This is a genomic window from Mycobacterium sp. NGS49 (genome assembly GCF_059812565.1).
This window is the reverse complement of record NZ_JCALCX010000002.1, coordinates 110,518-127,983: the sequence shown is the minus strand read 5'-3', so window position 1 is coordinate 127,983 and position 17,466 is coordinate 110,518. Positions and strand designations below refer to the sequence as shown.

The following is a 17,466-nucleotide window of genomic DNA, read 5'->3' as shown; positions in this document are numbered from 1 at the left end:
CGACTGATGACGACAACGATTCCCGCCGGGACAATTCCGAAGGAATACGAGGATCTGCGCGATACGGTGGCCGACTTCGCGCGTACCGTGGTGGCCCCGGTCTCGGCCAAACACGATGAAGAGCACAGTTTCCCGTACGAGGTCGTCGCCAAAATGGGAGAGATGGGGCTGTTCGGCCTGCCCTTCCCCGAAGAGTACGGCGGCATGGGCGGCGACTACTTCGCGCTGTCGTTGGCACTCGAAGAACTGGGCAAGGTCGACCAGTCGGTGGCCATCACTCTGGAAGCCGGTGTGGGCCTTGGCGCCATGCCGATCTTCCGGTTCGGAACCGAGGAGCAGAAGCAGCAGTGGCTGCCTGACTTGTTGGCCGGACGGGCGCTGGCCGGATTCGGGCTCACCGAACCGGGAGCGGGCTCCGACGCCGGCAGCACCCGTACCACGGCCCGCCTTGAGGGCGGCGAATGGATCATCAACGGCAGCAAGCAATTCATCACCAATTCCGGCACCGACATCACCTCGCTGGTGACGGTCACCGCAGTCACCGGAAGCATCGCGGACGGCAAGAAGGAGATCTCCACTATCATCGTGCCCAACGGCACGCCGGGATTCATCGTGGAACCGACCTACAACAAGGTCGGCTGGAACGCATCGGACACCCATCCGCTGACCTTCGACGACGCGCGTGTCCCGCAGGAGAACCTGCTGGGCGCCCGCGGCAAGGGCTATGCCAACTTCCTCTCGATCCTCGACGAGGGCCGCATCGCGATCGCCGCTCTGGCGACCGGGGTGGCGCAGGGCTGCGTCGACGAAAGCGTCAAGTACGCCAACGAGCGGCAGTCGTTCGGCCAGCCGATCAGCTCTTATCAGGCCATCAGTTTCAAGATCGCGCGCATGGAGGCCCGCGCCCACGTCGCCCGCACCGCGTATTACGACGCCGCGGCAAAGATGTTGGCCGGCAAGCCTTTCAAGAAGGAGGCGGCGATCGCCAAGATGGTCTCCTCGGAAGCGGCGATGGACAACGCCCGGGACGCCACCCAGATTCACGGCGGCTACGGATTCATGAACGAGTACCCGGTCGCCCGTCACTACCGGGACAGCAAGATTCTGGAGATCGGGGAGGGCACCACCGAGGTGCAGTTGATGTTGATCGCCCGGTCGCTGGGGCTGTCGTGACCGCAGCATCGGGCACCTCGCCGGCCGAGCGTGAAAATGACGACGCCGCCTCGGCGGGTCGCGTCGCAGGATCCACACTCGGCGAGAACAAGCGGGTCGTTCAGCGCGGCCTGTGGTTCGAGGAGTTCGAGATCGGCACCACCTACCTGCACCGACCCGGCCGCACCGTCACCGAGGCCGACAACGTGCTGTTCACCACGCTCACCATGAACACCCAGTCTCTGCACCTGGACGCGGCGTGGGCGGCCGAACAACCCGGCTTTCGCGGTGAGCGCCTGGTGAATTCGATGTTCACCCTTTCCACGCTGGTCGGACTGTCGGTCGCACAGCTGACCCTGGGCACCATCGTCGCCAACCTCGGCTTCTCCGAAGTGTCCTTTCCGAAGCCGGTCTTCCACGGCGACACCCTGTACGCCGAGACCGTGTGCACGGACAAGCGTGAATCGAAAAGCCGGCCCCGCGAAGGCATCGTCACGCTGGAGCACACCGGACGCAATCAGCACGGCGACGTCGTCGCGCGGGCCGTGCGCACCACGCTGGTCCAGAAGCGCCCCGCCGAGCAGCCATCATGAGTCTGCGCGAGGCGGGTCCCGGTTGGCTGTTCTGTCCGGCCGATCGGCCGGAGCGATTCGCCAAGGCCGCTGCCGCCGCCGACGTGGTGATCCTGGATCTCGAAGACGGCGTCGCGGCGCCGGAGAAGTCGGCCGCGCGCCAGGCGCTGCAGGACACGCCGCTGAACCCGGCGCGCACGGTGGTGCGGATCAACGCGGCCGGGACCGACGATCAGGCCCGAGATCTCGAGGCGCTGGCCAACACCGAGTACACGACGGTGATGCTGCCCAAGACCGAGTCAGCCGCCCAGGTGGCCGCGCTCGCGCCGCGCGACGTCATCGCCTTGGTTGAGACGGCGCGCGGAGCATTGTTCGCTGCCGACATCGCCGCCGCCGAACACACCGTGGGCATGATGTGGGGCGCCGAAGATCTGATTGCCACGTTGGGCGGTAGCTCCAGTCGGCGCGCCGACGGCGGATACCGCGATGTGGCGCGCCACGTGCGTTCGACGATTCTGTTGGCGGCCAGTGCTTTTGACCGGATCGCGCTCGATGCGGTGCATCTGGACATCCGCGACGTGGCGGGCTTGCAGGTCGAGGCGCTTGATGCCGTGACTGTCGGCTTCGATGTGACGGTGTGCATCCACCCGAGCCAGGTCGACGTGGTGCGGAAGGCGTATCGGCCCAGCGGCGAAACGCTGGACTGGGCGCGGCGGGTGCTGCAGGCGGCCAAGACCGAGCGCGGCGTGTTCGCGTTCGAAGGGCAGATGGTCGACTCCCCAGTCCTGCGACATGCGGAGGCGACGCTGCGCCGGGCAGGGGAGTCAGTGCCGGGCGGCGCCTAGCACATGTGATGTCCCTCCCTTCGGCATACGAAGCCTGTGTTCTCGGCGGTTGCCGGGTGTCCTGCTTTGGTGAGGAGCTGGGACATGTCCTTTGTGACCGCGATTCCGGAATCGGTGTCGGTAGCCGCGATGGAGCTCTCGAGTATCGGTGCGACGATCAGTTCGGCCAATGCGGCGGCCGCGCTGTCGACCACTGGAGTGGTGTCCGCCGCCACCGACGAGGTGTCGGCGGCCATCGCGGCACTTTTCAGCACACATGCGCAGGGATACCAGGTGCTGGGCAGGCAGGTGGCGGCGTTCCACCAGCAATTCGTGCAAGTGCTGATTGCCAGTGCCGGCTCGTATGCGGCCGCGGAGGCCGCCAGCGTGTCACCCCGGCAGGCGTTGGAGCAGGGTGTGCTCGGCGTGGTGAACGCGCCGACTCAGTTGCTGCTGGGACGTCCACTAATCGGCAACGGCGCCAACGGGACTGCGCCGGGTCAAGCGGGCGGGGCCGGTGGACTGTTGATCGGTGACGGCGGTAATGGCGCGGCCGGTGCCGCGGGCCAGCCTGGCGGTGCCGGCGGCGCCGCAGGGCTGCTGGGTAACGGCGGTGCCGGCTCAGCGGTGCGCGGGCGGCCCTGCGGGGGGGTCAACAGCACAGGCCACGCCGTCGACGGCGACCGGGTGTCGCCCCGCTTGCAATCAAGACTGTGTGGCGCACCACGGATTCACTGATCAACAAGGGCATCGGCGCCACCGTGCGCAACTCGGTCGAGGACCTCGCGGGCTGGGCCCGGGTGGAGCGCCCGGACCTCGCCAGGATGGCCGCCGACGGCAACGTGGTCATCGCGTTCTCCGACATCGAGGGTTCCACCGAGCTGAACGAGGAACTGGGCGACCGGGGCTGGGTGAAGCTGCTCGAGCGGCACAACAAACTGATCTACCAGCACGTCGCCGGCCATGGCGGTCACGTGGTCAAGACTCAGGGCGACGGCTTCATGATCGCCTTCCCCGATCCCGTCGAAGCCGTGCGCTGTGGGATTGCCGTGCAACGCGCGCTGCAGTCTGATCCGGAGCGCTGGGACCAGATTCGCGTGCGCATCGGGCTGCATGTGGGCGAATCCGTGCGGCGGGGGGACGACCTGTTCGGCCGCAATGTGGCGATGGCCGCGCGGGTGGCGGGCCAGGCCGGCGGTGGGGAAATCCTGGTCAGCGAGGCGGTTCGGGAGGCGATCTCGGGAGTTACCGACATCGAGGTCGGCGCACCGCGGGAGGTCGACCTCAAGGGCTTCCGCGGCAGTCATCAGGTCTACCCGGTCGCCACGGCCTAACGAAGCTGACGGACCCGGTCCCCGACGTCGATCCGGACTCCTGGTGGCGTCGGCGCATTGACGGCCGGCTTCGCGTTGGAGATCTTCTCGCGCATCGGATTCGATGCCGCCAGCTCATGTTCGATCATCCTGCTGATCGACTCGTCGACGAAGTCGAAGACACCGGTGTCGGCCGGTGTCGCGGCGGTCCGGGAGAATTCGGCGAAGCCGGCTAAGGCCGGATACTCCGCCATCGCAGGTGCGATGGTCCGGAACGTCACGGCGCGCGAGTACTTCGGTTGTACCTCAGTCACTTTGACCCGTAACTTCTCGGCGGACGACTCTGCGATCACCTCGCCCGTTTCCGGGTCACGAATCGGGTCGCCGTCATCTGACAGCACCGCGAAGACCATATCGGGCCGCATTCCGTGCTCTGATCCGCGGTTGATGATCAGGGTGAATTCGTCTTCCACGCGAGCGACGCTGCCGCCGATGAGCTCTGGCTGTGGCTGATCGCCGCGGATGCGGGCGTGGACATCGGGCCCCGACTCCCGTTGGCGTGGCGCTTGTTCGACGACGCCCAGGGTCAACTCCGTCGCGGTCTTGGCCCGAACCACTTCGAGCAGCGCGTCCTCGCCACTGCCGTTCTCGAGGTGGGCCTGCGCTGCCGACAACCGGTCGTCGACGTAGCGTACCGACTTCGTCAGTTGCAGGGTCGCGGACACCGCGTTGTGTGTTGCCTTGACCAGATGCTGGTTGAGTCCTTGCCCAGAGTGCCAACGTGTTCCGAGGATTCCGATCGCGATGCACAGGCCCGGAACGAATGCGACGATGCACGCTTGCCCGACCGCATTGCCGGGAAAGGCGAGGGCTCCGACGATGCCGGCGGCGGCGAGACCGCTGAGCAGCGCGAGCTTTTGCAGCGGGGTCGGCTTGATTTCACCGATTCGGGCGAGGCGCCTGCCCACACCGGCCAGCCAGCTGCCGAACTGGGTCAGCCAGCTACCCAGGTGGGCCAGCGCAGTGACGAGATATCCCGGCAGAGCAGCGAAAAGGGTCTTCCACGTTGCCTTTTCCGGCTTGCCCCGACTCTGTGCGGGTACGACGGGAACGGTGGGCGGCAGTTGCGCGCCTTCTGGGTTGAGCGCGCCGACCGGTACGTCGGCAGGAGCGGGTTGTTCGCGCACACCGAAGTCGTCTGAGGATGAATCGCCAGCCACTTCGCCATCATCCCACTGCGCGGCCGAATTCGAGCATGGGACGCGATCCGTCGCCCATGCGGCACTGACCACTGAATGGTGTTGAAATTTTAGGGTCCCCCGACCCCAAAGTTTAGGTCCCCCGACCTTGAGATGAACACTAGCGGGTGGCCGCTGCGGCCGCAGAGGATTCGCAGAATTGGTCAAAAATCGTGGTCATGCAGACCATCTACCTGCCGCGCCAGCGCAGGGCGTCCAACGCGACGGCCACGTTGACGCTGCGTTCGGACAATGGCCGCGGCAGCAGCTCGTCGGCGCGGGCCAGCCGGCGCAGCAGCGTGTTGCGATGCGTGTAGAGCCGCGCGGCCGCACGGGAGGCGTTGCACTGCTCATCGACGAAAACGCGCACATACTCCTGTAGTTCGCTTCCCGCCGTTTCAAGTTCGCCCAGCGTGTGGTGCACGAACTCGGTGGCCCGGTCGGTGTCGGCGGTAATCAGCGCCACCAGCTCGACATCGGCGAAATGCGCCACGCGTTGAGGCGACTGCAGTCTCGCCATCATCTGCTGGGTTGTGATCGCGTCGAAATGGCTGCGCCGGAAGCCGTCGATACCCTCGGCGCACGGCCCGATCGCGACGTGGATATCGGACCTGCCGGCAATCGAGTTGCCCAGTGCGTCGGCGTTGATCGCCTTGCCCGGTACCCACACCCAGCGCGTTGCGGTGCTGGCAAGGATGGTCAGCGGCCGGACTCCAGCGGCCTGACCGAGGGCCTCGGCGGCCGCGTCGAGCCGGGCCATGTCGGCGGCCGGGTCGTCACACCAGATGACCGCCGCGGTGTGCGGGCCGGTCAAGGCATATCCCAGGCGAGCCTCCGCTCTCTTCCGGGTGATCGGGGCTCCGTCGAGGATCAGTGCGACGGTTTCACGGCGCTCGGCGTGGGTGCCGCGGGTCAGGTCGTCGCGCTCCTGGTCGATCTGGGCGGCGATGCCTGCCAGCGTGCCGTCGATGAACGCGCTGATCGAGCGTGAGCAGACGTCGAGGAGTTCGTGCAGTTCGGCCGGGTCGGACGTCAACTCGAAGGCGATTTCCATCAACCGCCGCCACGCCACTGCCTCACCGACTCGATAGGCGTCCAGAGTGAACGCCGTGAGGCCGCGCCGCGCCACTTCGCGCGCGATGCTCATCGGCTCGGGTCCGGTGTTGGGCGGCACCGGGGCCCCGGGATCGCGTACGTTGGCCGCCCCCCAGAAGTACATGTTGGCCCGATTGCTTCGGCTTACCGCGGCAGCCAGTTCCGGGTCGGCGGCGATGGCGGGGCTGGCGGCGAGCACCTCGGCGTCGAGTTCTTCGAGCCATTCGGCACGGGGGTTGACGGTGATCTGGGCACACTGCCGAATCAGCTCGCTGACCGGCTCCGACGGACGTTTCCAAGACATTTAGCTACGGTAAGTTATTGGTGCAAGTTGCACCACAAACTAGGCAAATTGGGCAGATCACATCTTGGTTCGGGTAGCGCGTACCGCCACGATTGACGCATCAGTTCACCCGCGTCAGGAGCAGAGCTCATGTCCAACACAGTCGTAGACACCGCCGTCGAGCACGTCGACGTCCTCATCGTCGGAGCCGGTATCTCCGGCATCGGCGCCGCCTACTACCTGCAGCGGGAGCACCCGGGACGCAGCTATGCGATCCTCGAGGCGCGCGCCGCCACCGGCGGCACCTGGGACCTGTTCCGCTACCCGGGGATCCGTTCGGACTCCGACCTGCACACCTTCGGATACGAGTTCAAGCCGTGGCGCGACGAGGATGCCATCGCCACCGCCGACAAAATCCTGGCCTACCTGCGCGAGACGGCTGCCGAGAACGGCATCGACCGCAAGATCCGGTTCCACCACAAGGTGCACGGCGCAGCCTGGTCGGGCGCTGAGGCCCGCTGGGTGGTCGACGTGGAGCGGACGGACAGTGGCGTGCGGACACAGATCAGCGCCAACTGGCTGTTCTGCGCCGGTGGCTACTACCGCTACGACGAGGGCTACACGCCGCACTTCGAGGGCCGCGAGCGCTTCACCGGCCAGATCGTGCACCCGCAACAGTGGCCCGAGGGCTTGGATTACACCGGCAAGAAGGTGGTCATCATCGGCAGCGGCGCCACCGCCGTGACCCTGTTGCCGGCGATGGCCGGCCGGGCCGGGCACGTCACGATGCTGCAGCGTTCGCCGACCTACATCATGCCGGTGCCGTCGAAGGACGTCGTCGCCAACACCGCACAGAAGCTGTTCGGCGGCAAGATCGGTTACGCCCTGGCTCGCCGCAAGAACATCCTGCAGCAGCGTGGCGTGTACGAGTTCTGCCAGAGGTACCCGGCGCTGGCCAAGAAGGTCATCCGGTATCTCAACGCCAAGCAGCTGCCCGAGGGTTACCCGGTCGACGAGCACTTCAGCCCCAGCTACAACCCGTGGGATCAACGGTTGTGCGCGGTGCCCGACTCCGACCTGTTCAAGGCGATCAAGAACGGCAGCGCCTCGGTGGTGACCGACCGGATCGCGACGTTCACCGAAAACGGCATCCTGCTCGAGTCCGGCCGCGAATTGGAGGCCGACATCATCGTCACCGCAACGGGTTTGAATCTGCAGGCATTCGGCGGCATGTCGTTGACCGTTGACGGGAAGCCGGTCGATCTGCCCGACCACGTGGCCTACAAGGGCATGATGTTGTCCGACGTGCCGAACTTTGCATATGCCATCGGATACACCAACTCCTCGTGGACGCTCAAGGTCGGCCTGCTGTGTGAACACCTGTGCCGGCTGCTGACCTACATGGACGCCAATGGTTTCGACACCGCGCGGCCCGTCCTGGACGAACCGGCGATGCAGACCCGACCGTTGCTGGACTTCGGCGCCGGCTACGTGCAGCGCGCCATGCATCAATTCCCGCGGCAGGGCAGCGGCCAGCCATGGCTGACGTCGATGAGTTACTACACCGACGTGAAAATGCTGCGCAACGCCGACGTGCTTGACCCGGCCTTGAAGCTGACGCGTTCCGCCGACGTGCGCAGCCGCGAGGCCGTGCCGGCCTGAGCGGCGAGGATCTTGACGAGCGCCGGCCGGAGCAAAGCTGTCATTGTGCATCCCCATATATCCACATATCCACTTCGGCAGTAAACGGTGTTCGCACAACTTCGCGGCCGAGACGGCCGTTCGATAAGCGTCGTGCGCAGGATCGTCGGCACTGGGGTGTTACGCGGGTAAATCCACGCCGTCTGCGGTAGCTATTAGGCGCGATTCATTCGAGCGACAAAGCAGACTCACATGTTGGTGTCGATAAACGACTCAAAAAATCGATCAGTGGGCGAACGTGGGCGCGCCAGAATAGAATTGGATTCGTCTTCACCGCCCAGGCTCCGAAACCAGCTGAATTCAATTGCGTCGGTGCAAATGTGAGAAAAGTCACCGTGCACCCCTGAAACGGCGTTACGATCTGCCCGCAGAGTTGGCCGGGCGACAACGTTCTGTGGTTGTCCTGAATGTAGGGAGAATCGCGATGTCGTTTGTGTTCGCCTCACCGGAAATCCTGGCCGCGGCAGCCTCAGAACTGGCCGGAATCGGTTCGGCGCTCACCACAGCAAACCAGGGCGCGGCCACCACGACGACCCGGGTGCTGGTCGCCGCCGGCGACGAGGTGTCGGCGGCGATAGCGGCGGTGTTCGGCGCGCACGGCCGGCAGTATCAGGCGCTCAGCGCGCAGGCAGCCGCGTTCCAAGCGCAATTTCAGCAGGCCTTGACCGCTGCGGGCGGCGCCTACGCGACAGCCGAAGCTGCCAACGCCTCGCCGCTGCAGGTGTTGGAGCAGAACGTGCTCGGTGCGATCAACGCCCCCACCCAGACATTGTTGGGGCGTCCGTTGATCGGCAACGGCGCGAACGGGGCGGCCGGTACCGGGCAAGCGGGTGGTGCGGGCGGTTTGCTGTGGGGCAATGGTGGTGACGGCGGGTCGGGAGCGCCCGGGCTGGCCGGCGGTCGAGGCGGTGACGCTGGACTGTTCGGCAGTGGGGGCAGAGGCGGAGCCGGCGGAACCGGTGTTGCCGGCACGGTCGGCGCGCTGGGCGCTCAAGGCGGTTCGGGTGGCGGCGGTGGTGCGGGCGGAGCCGGCGGCAACGGCGGCATGTTGTGGGGTGCTGGCGGTGCCGGCGGCGCGGGCGGGTTGGGCGGGGTCGGCGGAACCGGCGGTGTCGGTGCGGCCGGTGCTGCGGGAGTGCCGATCATCAACTCGGGCGTGGGCAGCATCGGCGGTATGGGCGGTGCGGGCGGCATGGGTGGTCAAGGCGGCGAGGGTGGGGCCGGCGGAGCCTCGGGGTTGCTGGGCGGCGGCGCGGGCGCTCATGGGCTGGCCGGTAACGGCGGTTCCGGCGGTACGGGTGGTGCCGGCGGCGTCGGTGGCACGGGTGCGGCCGATGTCGGCTCCGGAGCCGGCGTCGGCGGTCAGGGCGGTACGGGCGGGGCGGCCGGACTGGGCGGTGCCGGGGGCACCGGTGCCAGCGCGGGCGCCGCGGGCACCGGCGGTGCGGGCGGCACCGGCGGTACCGGTGGAGCGGGCGCGCAGGGCGTAGCAGGCACCGGCCCCTTCGGTGCCGGTGGTCAGGGCAGCGCCGGCGGCGCCGGCGGTGTCGGAGGTACCGGCGGGGCCGGCAACGGCGGCACCAATGGCAGCGGCGGGACCGGCGGGACCGGCGGCATGGGGGGTCAGGGCGGCACGGGTAGTGCCAGTGACGGGACGGGTGGTACCGGTGGTGACGGCGGTGCCGCCGGTCAGGGCGGTACCGCCGGTACTGGCGGCGTAGGTGGCAGGGCCGGCAGTTCAGGCACCGGCGGAACCGGCGGTACCGGTGGATACGGCCCGAACGGCGGCAGCGGCGGTGTTGGCGGTGTGTCGGTCGAATCGGGATCCGGAGAAGCCGTCGGCGGGACCGGTGGAGCGGGCGGCACCGGCACCGACGGCTTCGGTGGAGAGGGCGGCACCGGTGGCACCGCAACGAATACGGGGACCGGATCCGCGACCGGCGGCGCGGGTGGCACTGGTGGGGCCGGCACCGTCGGCGGCAATCGCGGTGGCGCAGGCGGCGCCGGGATTGTCCAAGGCAGCGGCTCGGCGGGTGACGCCCGTGGCGGCGCCGGGGGGGCTGGTGGCGCGGGCCTGCAGTTCGCAGGTCAGGGCGGTAAGGGCGGGTCGGCGAACAACTTCGGAACCGGAAACGCCATCGGTGGCCAGGGCGGGGACGGGACTAACGGGGTCGCCGCCAACATCCGAGGCGGGGACGGCGGTTTCGGCGGCAACGCAGTTATCAACAACAGCGCGTCTGCGGGCCACGCTATCGGCGGCCACGGCGGGGCCGGCGGCACGGGCTTGAGCGGGGGTTCTGGTGCCGGGGGCGGTAATGCGACTACCAAAGGAATCGGTGCGGTGACTGCCGGCGACGGCGGCATCGGCGGCACCGGCACCATCGGAAACGGTGGTAGAGGCGGCTCGGGCGGCATCGCCAGGATCGAGAACAGCGCCTCCACCCATGATGCTGTTGGTGGTCGCGGTGGCGCGGGCGGCACCGGCGGCGCCAGTGGCTCCGGCGGTACGGGAGGCATGGGCGGTGGTGCGCTGAATTACGGAACCGGCGATGCCATCGGCGCGGACGGCGCACTCGGTGGCACCGGGGGCGTCCGCGGCGGGGACGGCGGTCGCGGCGGTTTTGCGGACAACTACGGAACTGGAAACGCGATCGGCGGCGCCGGTGCGGACGGCACCAGTGGGGGCGCCACGGGCATCGGCGGGGACGGCGGCGAAGGCGGCGGTGGGTATGTCGCCAACAGCTCGTCGGCTGCGACCGCCACCGGAGGACGCGGCGGCGCAGGTGGCGAAGGCACTTACGGCGGTTGGGGTGGGCGCGGCGGCTACGCGGAGAACAACGGCTTCGGGATCGCCGTCGCCGGCGACGGAGGCGCAGGCGGCAACGCCACCACCGGTGACGCCGGGGGCGGTGGCTGGGGCGGCGATGCCTACATCGATAACACCGCTGCGACGGCTGACGCCATTGGCGGTCGTGGCGGGGTGGGCGGTACCGGCGGCACCAGTGGTATCGGCGGTAGCGGGGGCTATGGCGGTTGGGCAACCAACTACGGAGCCGGAGACGCCATCGGCAGGGACGGCGCCCTCGGCGGCAGCGGTGGCACGGCCGGTGGGAATGGCGGTTCCGGCGGTGGTGCGGTCAGCTTCGGAACCGGAAACGCGATAGGCGGGACCGGCGCCGACGGCACCAGCGGTGGCACCGCCGGCTTCGGTGGGGCCGGCGGCGACGGCGGATACGCAGCCATCCAGAACGTCGACTCGATGGCGACCGCCACCGGTGGCGACGGCGGGCAGGGTGCTGACGGGGGCGCGGGCGGCGGCCGTGGTGGCTTCGGCGGTGATGTGTCGAGTTTCGGAAAAGGAGCAGGCACTGGCGGGGCCGGTGGGCACGGCGGTGCTGGGATTGACGGCACCGGGGGGAACGGTGGCGAAGGCGGATCAGTGCGTCTCTGGAACGCTTCCTCGACGGCTACTGCCACCGGTGGCAGTGGCGGGCACGGCGGCGACGGAGGGGCCGGTGGCGGGCATGGGGCCGCGGGCGGTTCTGTGCAAATCGATAACAACGCTGCCACTGCTTTGGCTACCGGTATCGGCGGTGACGGCGGGGACGGTGGCAACGGCCTGCAGCCGCTAAGCAACGGCGGCAATGGCGGAAACGGCGGGTGGGCGGCGGTGGCTTTCGGTGTTGTTGCCGGCGGCGCGGGCGGCCAGGGCGGTGACGGTGGGACCGGCGGCTCCCCTGGTGCCGACGGCCTCCCCGGATAAGAAGTTCGACGCGCGGACCGTCAACCGCCACCCAGGGGCGGGATGTTCAGAGCACGCAGCAGCGTGCCGACGCCGGTGGTCACCGCCGACACCACCGTGACGCTGGGCTGTCCGGGGTTGATGGTGAGGCCCGGGTTCAACGACGGCACGTAAGGATAAGTGTCGGGCAGGTAGGACTCGGGCAGCATGCCCGCCCACACCAGGTTGGCCTGCACGCCTTGCACCGTGCCTTTGATCAGGTAGGTGCCTACATTGACCGGATTGATCAGGGGGATCAGGCCGGCCGGGGTGGGCAGGTTGGCGAATTCGGTGTTGGGCCCGCCGATGTCGCCGTACCCCATGTCGATCAGCACCCGCAATGGCGGCTGGATCAGGTTGAGCACCGGTTGCGGCAGGTTCAACGGCCGCAGCAGCGGCAAGTCCTGGCTCGGCAGCATGTAGTAAGTGGTGTTGCCCCCGGGCGACACCGGCGCGACGATCGCTGACGCAAGCTGTGCGGCCGTGAGGTTTTCGTACGCCGGGGCCGGACTCAGATGGCCGTAGTACATGCCGGCCAGCGCGTTGGCATCCGCGAGCAGGTTGAGCGGGTATCGGGGAAAGTGGGCGAACCCGCATTGGATGCTTTAAACGGTACTTTGAATCCGGTGTCGCACCACCGGGCTGGTGCGGACGGCACCAGCCCGGGTAGCACGGGGATCGGTGGCGATGGCGGTCGCGGCGGTGACGCGTACGTCTGGAAACTTTGCCACTGTCGACACGGGTACGGGTAATGGCGGAAACGGTGCCGAGCGGAGCGGGAGGCAGGCGGTCGTGGGGGTGACCGGGGGTCAGCCCAGCCGGTCGCGGTCGTGTCTGAAAGCGCGGTGCAACCGTACAAGATGGAGCGCCATTGTTCATCGGGCGCACCGCGTGGTGTGCCGGTGGTCAGGACACCAGGAGGGTGCCGCCCAAAGCGTGCCCGAGGACGCCGATTAGACCCGCTGTGGCGCCAATCGGCCCTACCGGCACGGCGGGAATGCTAAGGGTGCCGCCGGCAAATTCATCGGGTGGGAAGAAGCTGAGTTCCAAGCCCAGCGCGTTGAGCATGGACCCACCGGTGCCGTAGTACGTCGGGCCGCTCGCCCCAGTTACCACCTGACCAGGACTGAACAGGCCACCGAAGGCAAAGCTGAGGCCGTTGAGTTGTTCTCTGCCCTGAGCGCCGGCAGTGACAAAGGGATTGAACGTCGGTGCCAGCGCGTCCAGGTTGAGGGTGGCGCCGTTGAAGAACGCATCGATTACATTGGCGGGTGTGTCGATCAGGTGACCGAGTGCCGCTGCCGGAGATCCGCCGGTGATCTCGGCGAAGACGGTTCCGGCGCTATTCCACAGCGCCACAGCGGGACTGACGAAGGGGCCGATAGCGCCGAGCAGCACTCCGCTAGCCGGAGACGCGGCAAGATTGGTGAGACCGGCCACAAAGGTGGTCTCAAGACCGGACCCCGCCCCGAAATCTCCCAGGCCTACCAGGCCTTCGTACACTTCGACGTGGACGCCATTGAGAGGAACCACGGCCGGATCCGGAGGTATGGCCCCGGGGTTCGTCGCCTCGGTGACACCGCCGAGGGTGTGCTGCACGACAGCCGACGCGACGTCCTGGGGTGCCCCGACCAGAAAGAAAGATTGTGCTGCGGTCTGCAGATTGCCGACGAATGACGCAGGATTCGTCGCGAGCTGGCGCAGTCCAGAGGAGATGCCGCTGACGAGGGTATTCAGGCTCGCCTGGGGAGCGCTGAACACCGTGCGGGCGTTTTGGCTTGTGGTGTTGACGACCTGATTCCACCTGGACAACGGGTCGATGCCGGTAGCCGCCGCGGCTGCACCGGTCGGACCCTGAAGGGGGGCGCCAAGTTCCCGTCCGTCCATCAATGTCTGCCGGGCATTCGCCATCTCGGCGCTCGCATACTCCCAAGCGCCTGCGTTCATCAGCTTGACGAACTGGGCATGAAACGACTCGGCCTTGGCGTTCACGGCTTGGAATTCGCGCCCCAGATCGCCGAACATCGACGCGACCGCGGTCGAAATCTCGTCGTGCGCCGCTGCTGTTATGTCGGACGTGGGACCGGCAACGGCACGTGCGACGCCGTCGAGCGAAGAATGAATACCAGCTAGTTCGCTTGCGGCCGCCCGGATCAGTTCTGGTGTGGCGACGATCGACGACATACCAGTTCTCCCGGTCCCTAGGGCGACGATTACTGCGATAAGCGCGTGAGAAGAAGGCGAACGGTTGTGGTGGCTTGAGCTTGATCTGACTCCCTGACCACCGCCACGGAAGAAACGTTACTGCAAATCGTTCGCAAGTATCAAGCAAATCATTTGCATGTAGACCTTGATCCGACGGCTCAGGGGAGTGCGTGCCCACCCGCCCGCTTCACAGGGCGCGTTCTCTTACGATCCGCGCCAGATCGATACCGCTGATCCGTCGAAGCGACGGCAGTTGCGCCAAGGTCGCACCCAGCAGAATGGAGCATGCCACCGCCACGGGCGTGGCGGGCTGCATCTCGAGTCTGACGTGGTAGCCATTGGCGTGGTAAGTGGACAACAGGCGATTGGCCAGCAGTGCACCGCCCACCAGACCGAATGGCAATGCGAGCAGAGCAACGCCAACGTTTTCGGCGGCGATCAGCCGGGACAGCGTGCCCGCGCCCATACCCTGAGCGTGCAGCGCGCCCAGCTCGCCGAGCCGTTCGGACGTGTTGGCAGACATCGCGTTGTACAGCATGGCGGCGGCCATCACCCCGGCAAAAACGAGCATTAGGTTGACCAGGGTGTCGTAGAGGCTGAAGGTCTTGCGCATGGTCGCAGCCAGCGACGTCGTCGACCGGTATGCCACCACTCCGGGTAACGCCGCTATCCGGTCGCCGGCCACGCGCGACTCCGTTCCGGGGCTCAGCTTGACCATTACGCCATTGGCGGGAAGTGAATGAGATTGTGCGCGAAGTTGATTCAACGACATGTACACGACCGGTGAAAACGGTTCATCGACGAATCCGGCTACCCGTTCGGTGAGGTGTATCCCGTGCTGCGGCTCTGTCACATCGATTCGGTCACCCACTGAAAGAGACAGCAGCTCGCGCAGGCCGACGCCGAGTAGGACACCGTCATCGGGGAGCTGACTGGCTCCCGATTCTGCTTGGAAATCATGCATTTGGCTCTGCAGTGGCAGGCCGATCAACATGGTGTCATAACGCCGGGTGCTTGAGACAGCGGTGACGCCGTAAAAGGCATAGGCCTCGGCCGCGGCTACCTGGGGGTCGGCCTGCAGCTCGTCCAGGACCGCGTCCGTCTCGCCGGACACCACAACTTCGCCGTCTTGTTGCTCGATCTTTCCGAACTGTCGGTCGACCATGCCGGGGATGGTGTCGCGCATGCCCGCGAACACCATCACCAAAATGACCGACGCCGCTACCCCGACGGCTGTGAATGCGGTGCGACGACGGTTGCGGGCAATGGCGCGCAGCATCATTCGCCACCGCGCCGGGATGCGCTCCATCGCAGGCACCAGGCGCTCGATGATGCTGCGACGGCCGCGGCCTAGGGGCGGGCCTACCCGCATGGCTTCAGCGGGCTGCATCCTGGCTGCGGTGTTGGCCGGGGCCACCGCCGCCAGCAGTGCGACGGTGACGGCGGCGAGGGCGGCCAGTAGGTAACTGACGGGATGTATCGACGTGAGATGCATCGGTAGCGCGATCGCCGCGGTGTACTTGGCCGTGACCCACTGCCCCAAGAGGTAGCCACCGAACAATCCCGGCGGCATACCCGCGAGGGCACAAGCGAGGCCGTAGCCCAGGTAATGCCTGCGCACTGCACTCGGGGAGGCCCCGTTGGCAATCAAGGCTCCGATCACTGCGCGCTGAGCCGAGACGATCCGCGAGAGAAGTACATAGGTACCGAGCGCAACAGCTGCCAGGAACAGCCACGGCAGAATTCCGGCGAGGCTTCCGAATTGCTTGACGTCGTCACGCAGGGTGTGGAATGAAGGTTGCTGGTCGCGGGGAAGGAACTGCAGCCCGCTTCGCTGTGCAAGCGCACCGGCGGCGGCGGTCAGGCCAGCGGCTGCAGAGCGGTCACGCGCGTAGACGACGACCTGTTCGACAGGCTGCGGTAATGCATGCTGCACGTCATCGTCGGGTAGGAACACCACACCGAAGTCCTCTGGGGTGGTTAGGATCTCCTGAGGAGAGCGGGCGGGCCACAGGTATTCGGCAGAAAGGGCGGTACCCGCGATCACGAAGCGCTGCCAGCCTTGCCTCCCCAGCAGCTCGACGCCATCACCGGGATGGAGGTGGTAGTGGTCGGCCACATGTTGCTCGACCACCAGTTGTCCGGACCTGGGCAGCACGCCGCTGCGCATATCGAGCAAGGACACGTCGGGCTGGCGGGCCTCGGGTATGCCCACGGCGCGCCCGTACAGCACATGCCCGTTTGCCCGGATACCGACGTCGGTTTGATGGCGCACTTCGGCAATTGGCCTGCCCGGCATCGCGGCGAATGTGTCACGCAAGTCAGTCGCGCCCGGGCCGGACAAGATGGCATCCGGCAAGCGCTGGGTCGTGTAGGAACGGTCGAATGATTGATCGAGATTCCGGTAGCCGTCGGTGGCGCCGACGAAGACCGCCACGCCGATAGCCATGATCAAGGCGATCGCGGCGAATCGCCACCGTTCGCGCCACACCTCACGACGCAACTTGCGGCGCAGCGTGCGGCTCACCAGTCTAATTCCGATGCACTGCAACGATTTTCGTTGACCACGATCTTGCTGATCGCGCCCGAATGGAGCCACAACACGCGATCCGCCATGCGGGCGATTTCAGCATTGTGAGTCACCACCATCACCGTCTGCTTACCGTTTCGCGCCAGGTCGCTCAACACTTCCAACACTTGACGGCCGGTGATCAGATCAAGGCTTCCCGTCGGTTCATCGCAGAGCAGCAGCGGCGGCTCTTTGACGATCGCCCGGGCGATAGCCACTCGCTGTTGTTGGCCCCCGGAAAGCTGCGCGGGAAAGCGATCTGCGAGTGTGCCGAGTCCGACCCGCTGCAGCGCTGCGCGGCTTCGTGAGTGTGCATCCGGGCCCGTCAGCTCCGCGATGAGTTCCACATTCTCGAGGGCCGTCAAGGTAGGCACGAGGTTGAAAAATTGAAAGACGAAACCCACCATGTCACGGCGATATTGCGTTCGCAGCTTCTGGCCGAGTTCTCCGATATTCCGGCCGTTGATCTCGATCGTACCCTGGGAGGGTTGGTCAATTCCGCCGATGATGTTGAGCAGCGTCGTCTTTCCCGATCCCGAAGGGCCCAGCAGCACCACAAATTCGCCGGCCCGGATCTGCAAGTTCAGCTCCTGAAGCGCAACGACTTGGGCAGGGTCGGCTCCGTATGTCTTGCCGATTCCGGTCAAACGCAGTGCCAGTTCTCCGTGCTCTCGAGACCTCTGCGCAGAGTTCGCGCCGCCCATTTCTGACCCTGCGCTCATGTCCCCACCAA

General features: G+C 66.7%; 11 protein-coding genes and 2 pseudogenes. 7 read left to right on the top strand and 6 right to left on the bottom strand.

What is annotated here, in order from left to right:
* Positions 1–6 precede the first annotated feature (6 nt).
* From AC5Y7D_RS02535 to AC5Y7D_RS02515, 5 genes and pseudogenes are all read left to right on the top strand, one after another.
* The gene (locus AC5Y7D_RS02535) at positions 7–1,173 is read left to right on the top strand and encodes an acyl-CoA dehydrogenase family protein (RefSeq protein ID WP_499921204.1); all 1,167 of its coding nucleotides are present in this window, start codon (positions 7–9) and stop codon (positions 1,171–1,173) included.
* Positions 1,170–1,745: a MaoC family dehydratase gene (locus tag AC5Y7D_RS02530; RefSeq protein ID WP_499921202.1), complete on the top strand. Its 576-nt coding sequence runs from the start codon at positions 1,170–1,172 to the stop codon at positions 1,743–1,745. Before AC5Y7D_RS02535 ends, AC5Y7D_RS02530 begins: the two co-directional genes overlap by 4 nt.
* Entirely contained in the window at positions 1,742–2,569 is an 828-nt protein-coding gene (locus tag AC5Y7D_RS02525; protein ID WP_499921200.1) for an HpcH/HpaI aldolase/citrate lyase family protein, read from the top strand. The genes AC5Y7D_RS02530 and AC5Y7D_RS02525 overlap by 4 nt, the downstream gene beginning before the upstream one ends.
* An 84-nt stretch (positions 2,570–2,653) precedes the next feature.
* Positions 2,654–3,214: pseudogene (locus AC5Y7D_RS02520) on the top strand (PE family protein); the annotation flags it as partial.
* A gap of 35 nt (positions 3,215–3,249) precedes the next feature.
* A pseudogene (locus tag AC5Y7D_RS02515) lies at positions 3,250–3,882 on the top strand (adenylate/guanylate cyclase domain-containing protein); the annotation flags it as partial.
* On the opposite strand, the gene AC5Y7D_RS02510 reads toward AC5Y7D_RS02515, so the two are convergent.
* Positions 3,879–5,081 carry a hypothetical protein gene (locus tag AC5Y7D_RS02510; protein ID WP_499921198.1) on the bottom strand — a complete coding sequence of 401 codons (1,203 nt, stop codon included), beginning with the start codon at positions 5,079–5,081 and terminating at the stop codon, positions 3,879–3,881. The pseudogene AC5Y7D_RS02515 and the gene AC5Y7D_RS02510 sit on opposite strands and share 4 nt — an antisense overlap.
* 208 nt (positions 5,082–5,289) lie before the next feature.
* Positions 5,290–6,498, bottom strand: a complete 1,209-nt coding sequence (locus AC5Y7D_RS02505) for an Rv1453 family transcriptional regulator (protein WP_499921196.1) — start codon at positions 6,496–6,498, stop codon at positions 5,290–5,292.
* Between the two features lie 129 nt (positions 6,499–6,627).
* Here AC5Y7D_RS02505 and AC5Y7D_RS02500 point away from each other — a divergent pair, with 129 nt between their 5' ends.
* Entirely contained in the window at positions 6,628–8,139 is a 1,512-nt protein-coding gene (locus tag AC5Y7D_RS02500) for a flavin-containing monooxygenase (RefSeq protein WP_499921193.1), read from the top strand.
* Between the two features lie 463 nt (positions 8,140–8,602).
* Entirely contained in the window at positions 8,603–11,941 is a 3,339-nt protein-coding gene (locus tag AC5Y7D_RS02495; RefSeq protein ID WP_499921191.1) for a PE family protein, read from the top strand.
* A gap of 20 nt (positions 11,942–11,961) precedes the next feature.
* Here AC5Y7D_RS02495 and AC5Y7D_RS02490 read toward each other — a convergent pair whose 3' ends face one another.
* The 4 genes from AC5Y7D_RS02490 to AC5Y7D_RS02475 all read right to left on the bottom strand — a co-directional run bounded on the left by AC5Y7D_RS02490 (position 11,962) and on the right by AC5Y7D_RS02475 (position 17,455).
* Positions 11,962–12,561: a PE-PPE domain-containing protein gene (locus AC5Y7D_RS02490; protein WP_499921694.1), complete on the bottom strand. Its 600-nt coding sequence runs from the start codon at positions 12,559–12,561 to the stop codon at positions 11,962–11,964.
* 304 nt (positions 12,562–12,865) lie between these two features.
* Positions 12,866–14,143 (bottom strand): outer membrane porin GjpA, encoded by a 1,278-nt coding sequence (gjpA, locus tag AC5Y7D_RS02485; protein WP_499921189.1) that lies wholly within the window; start codon positions 14,141–14,143, stop codon positions 12,866–12,868.
* A gap of 208 nt (positions 14,144–14,351) precedes the next feature.
* Entirely contained in the window at positions 14,352–16,691 is a 2,340-nt protein-coding gene (locus tag AC5Y7D_RS02480) for an FtsX-like permease family protein (protein WP_499921188.1), read from the bottom strand.
* Entirely contained in the window at positions 16,688–17,455 is a 768-nt protein-coding gene (locus AC5Y7D_RS02475; protein WP_499921186.1) for an ABC transporter ATP-binding protein, read from the bottom strand. The genes AC5Y7D_RS02480 and AC5Y7D_RS02475 overlap by 4 nt, the downstream gene beginning before the upstream one ends.
* Positions 17,456–17,466 lie beyond the last annotated feature (11 nt).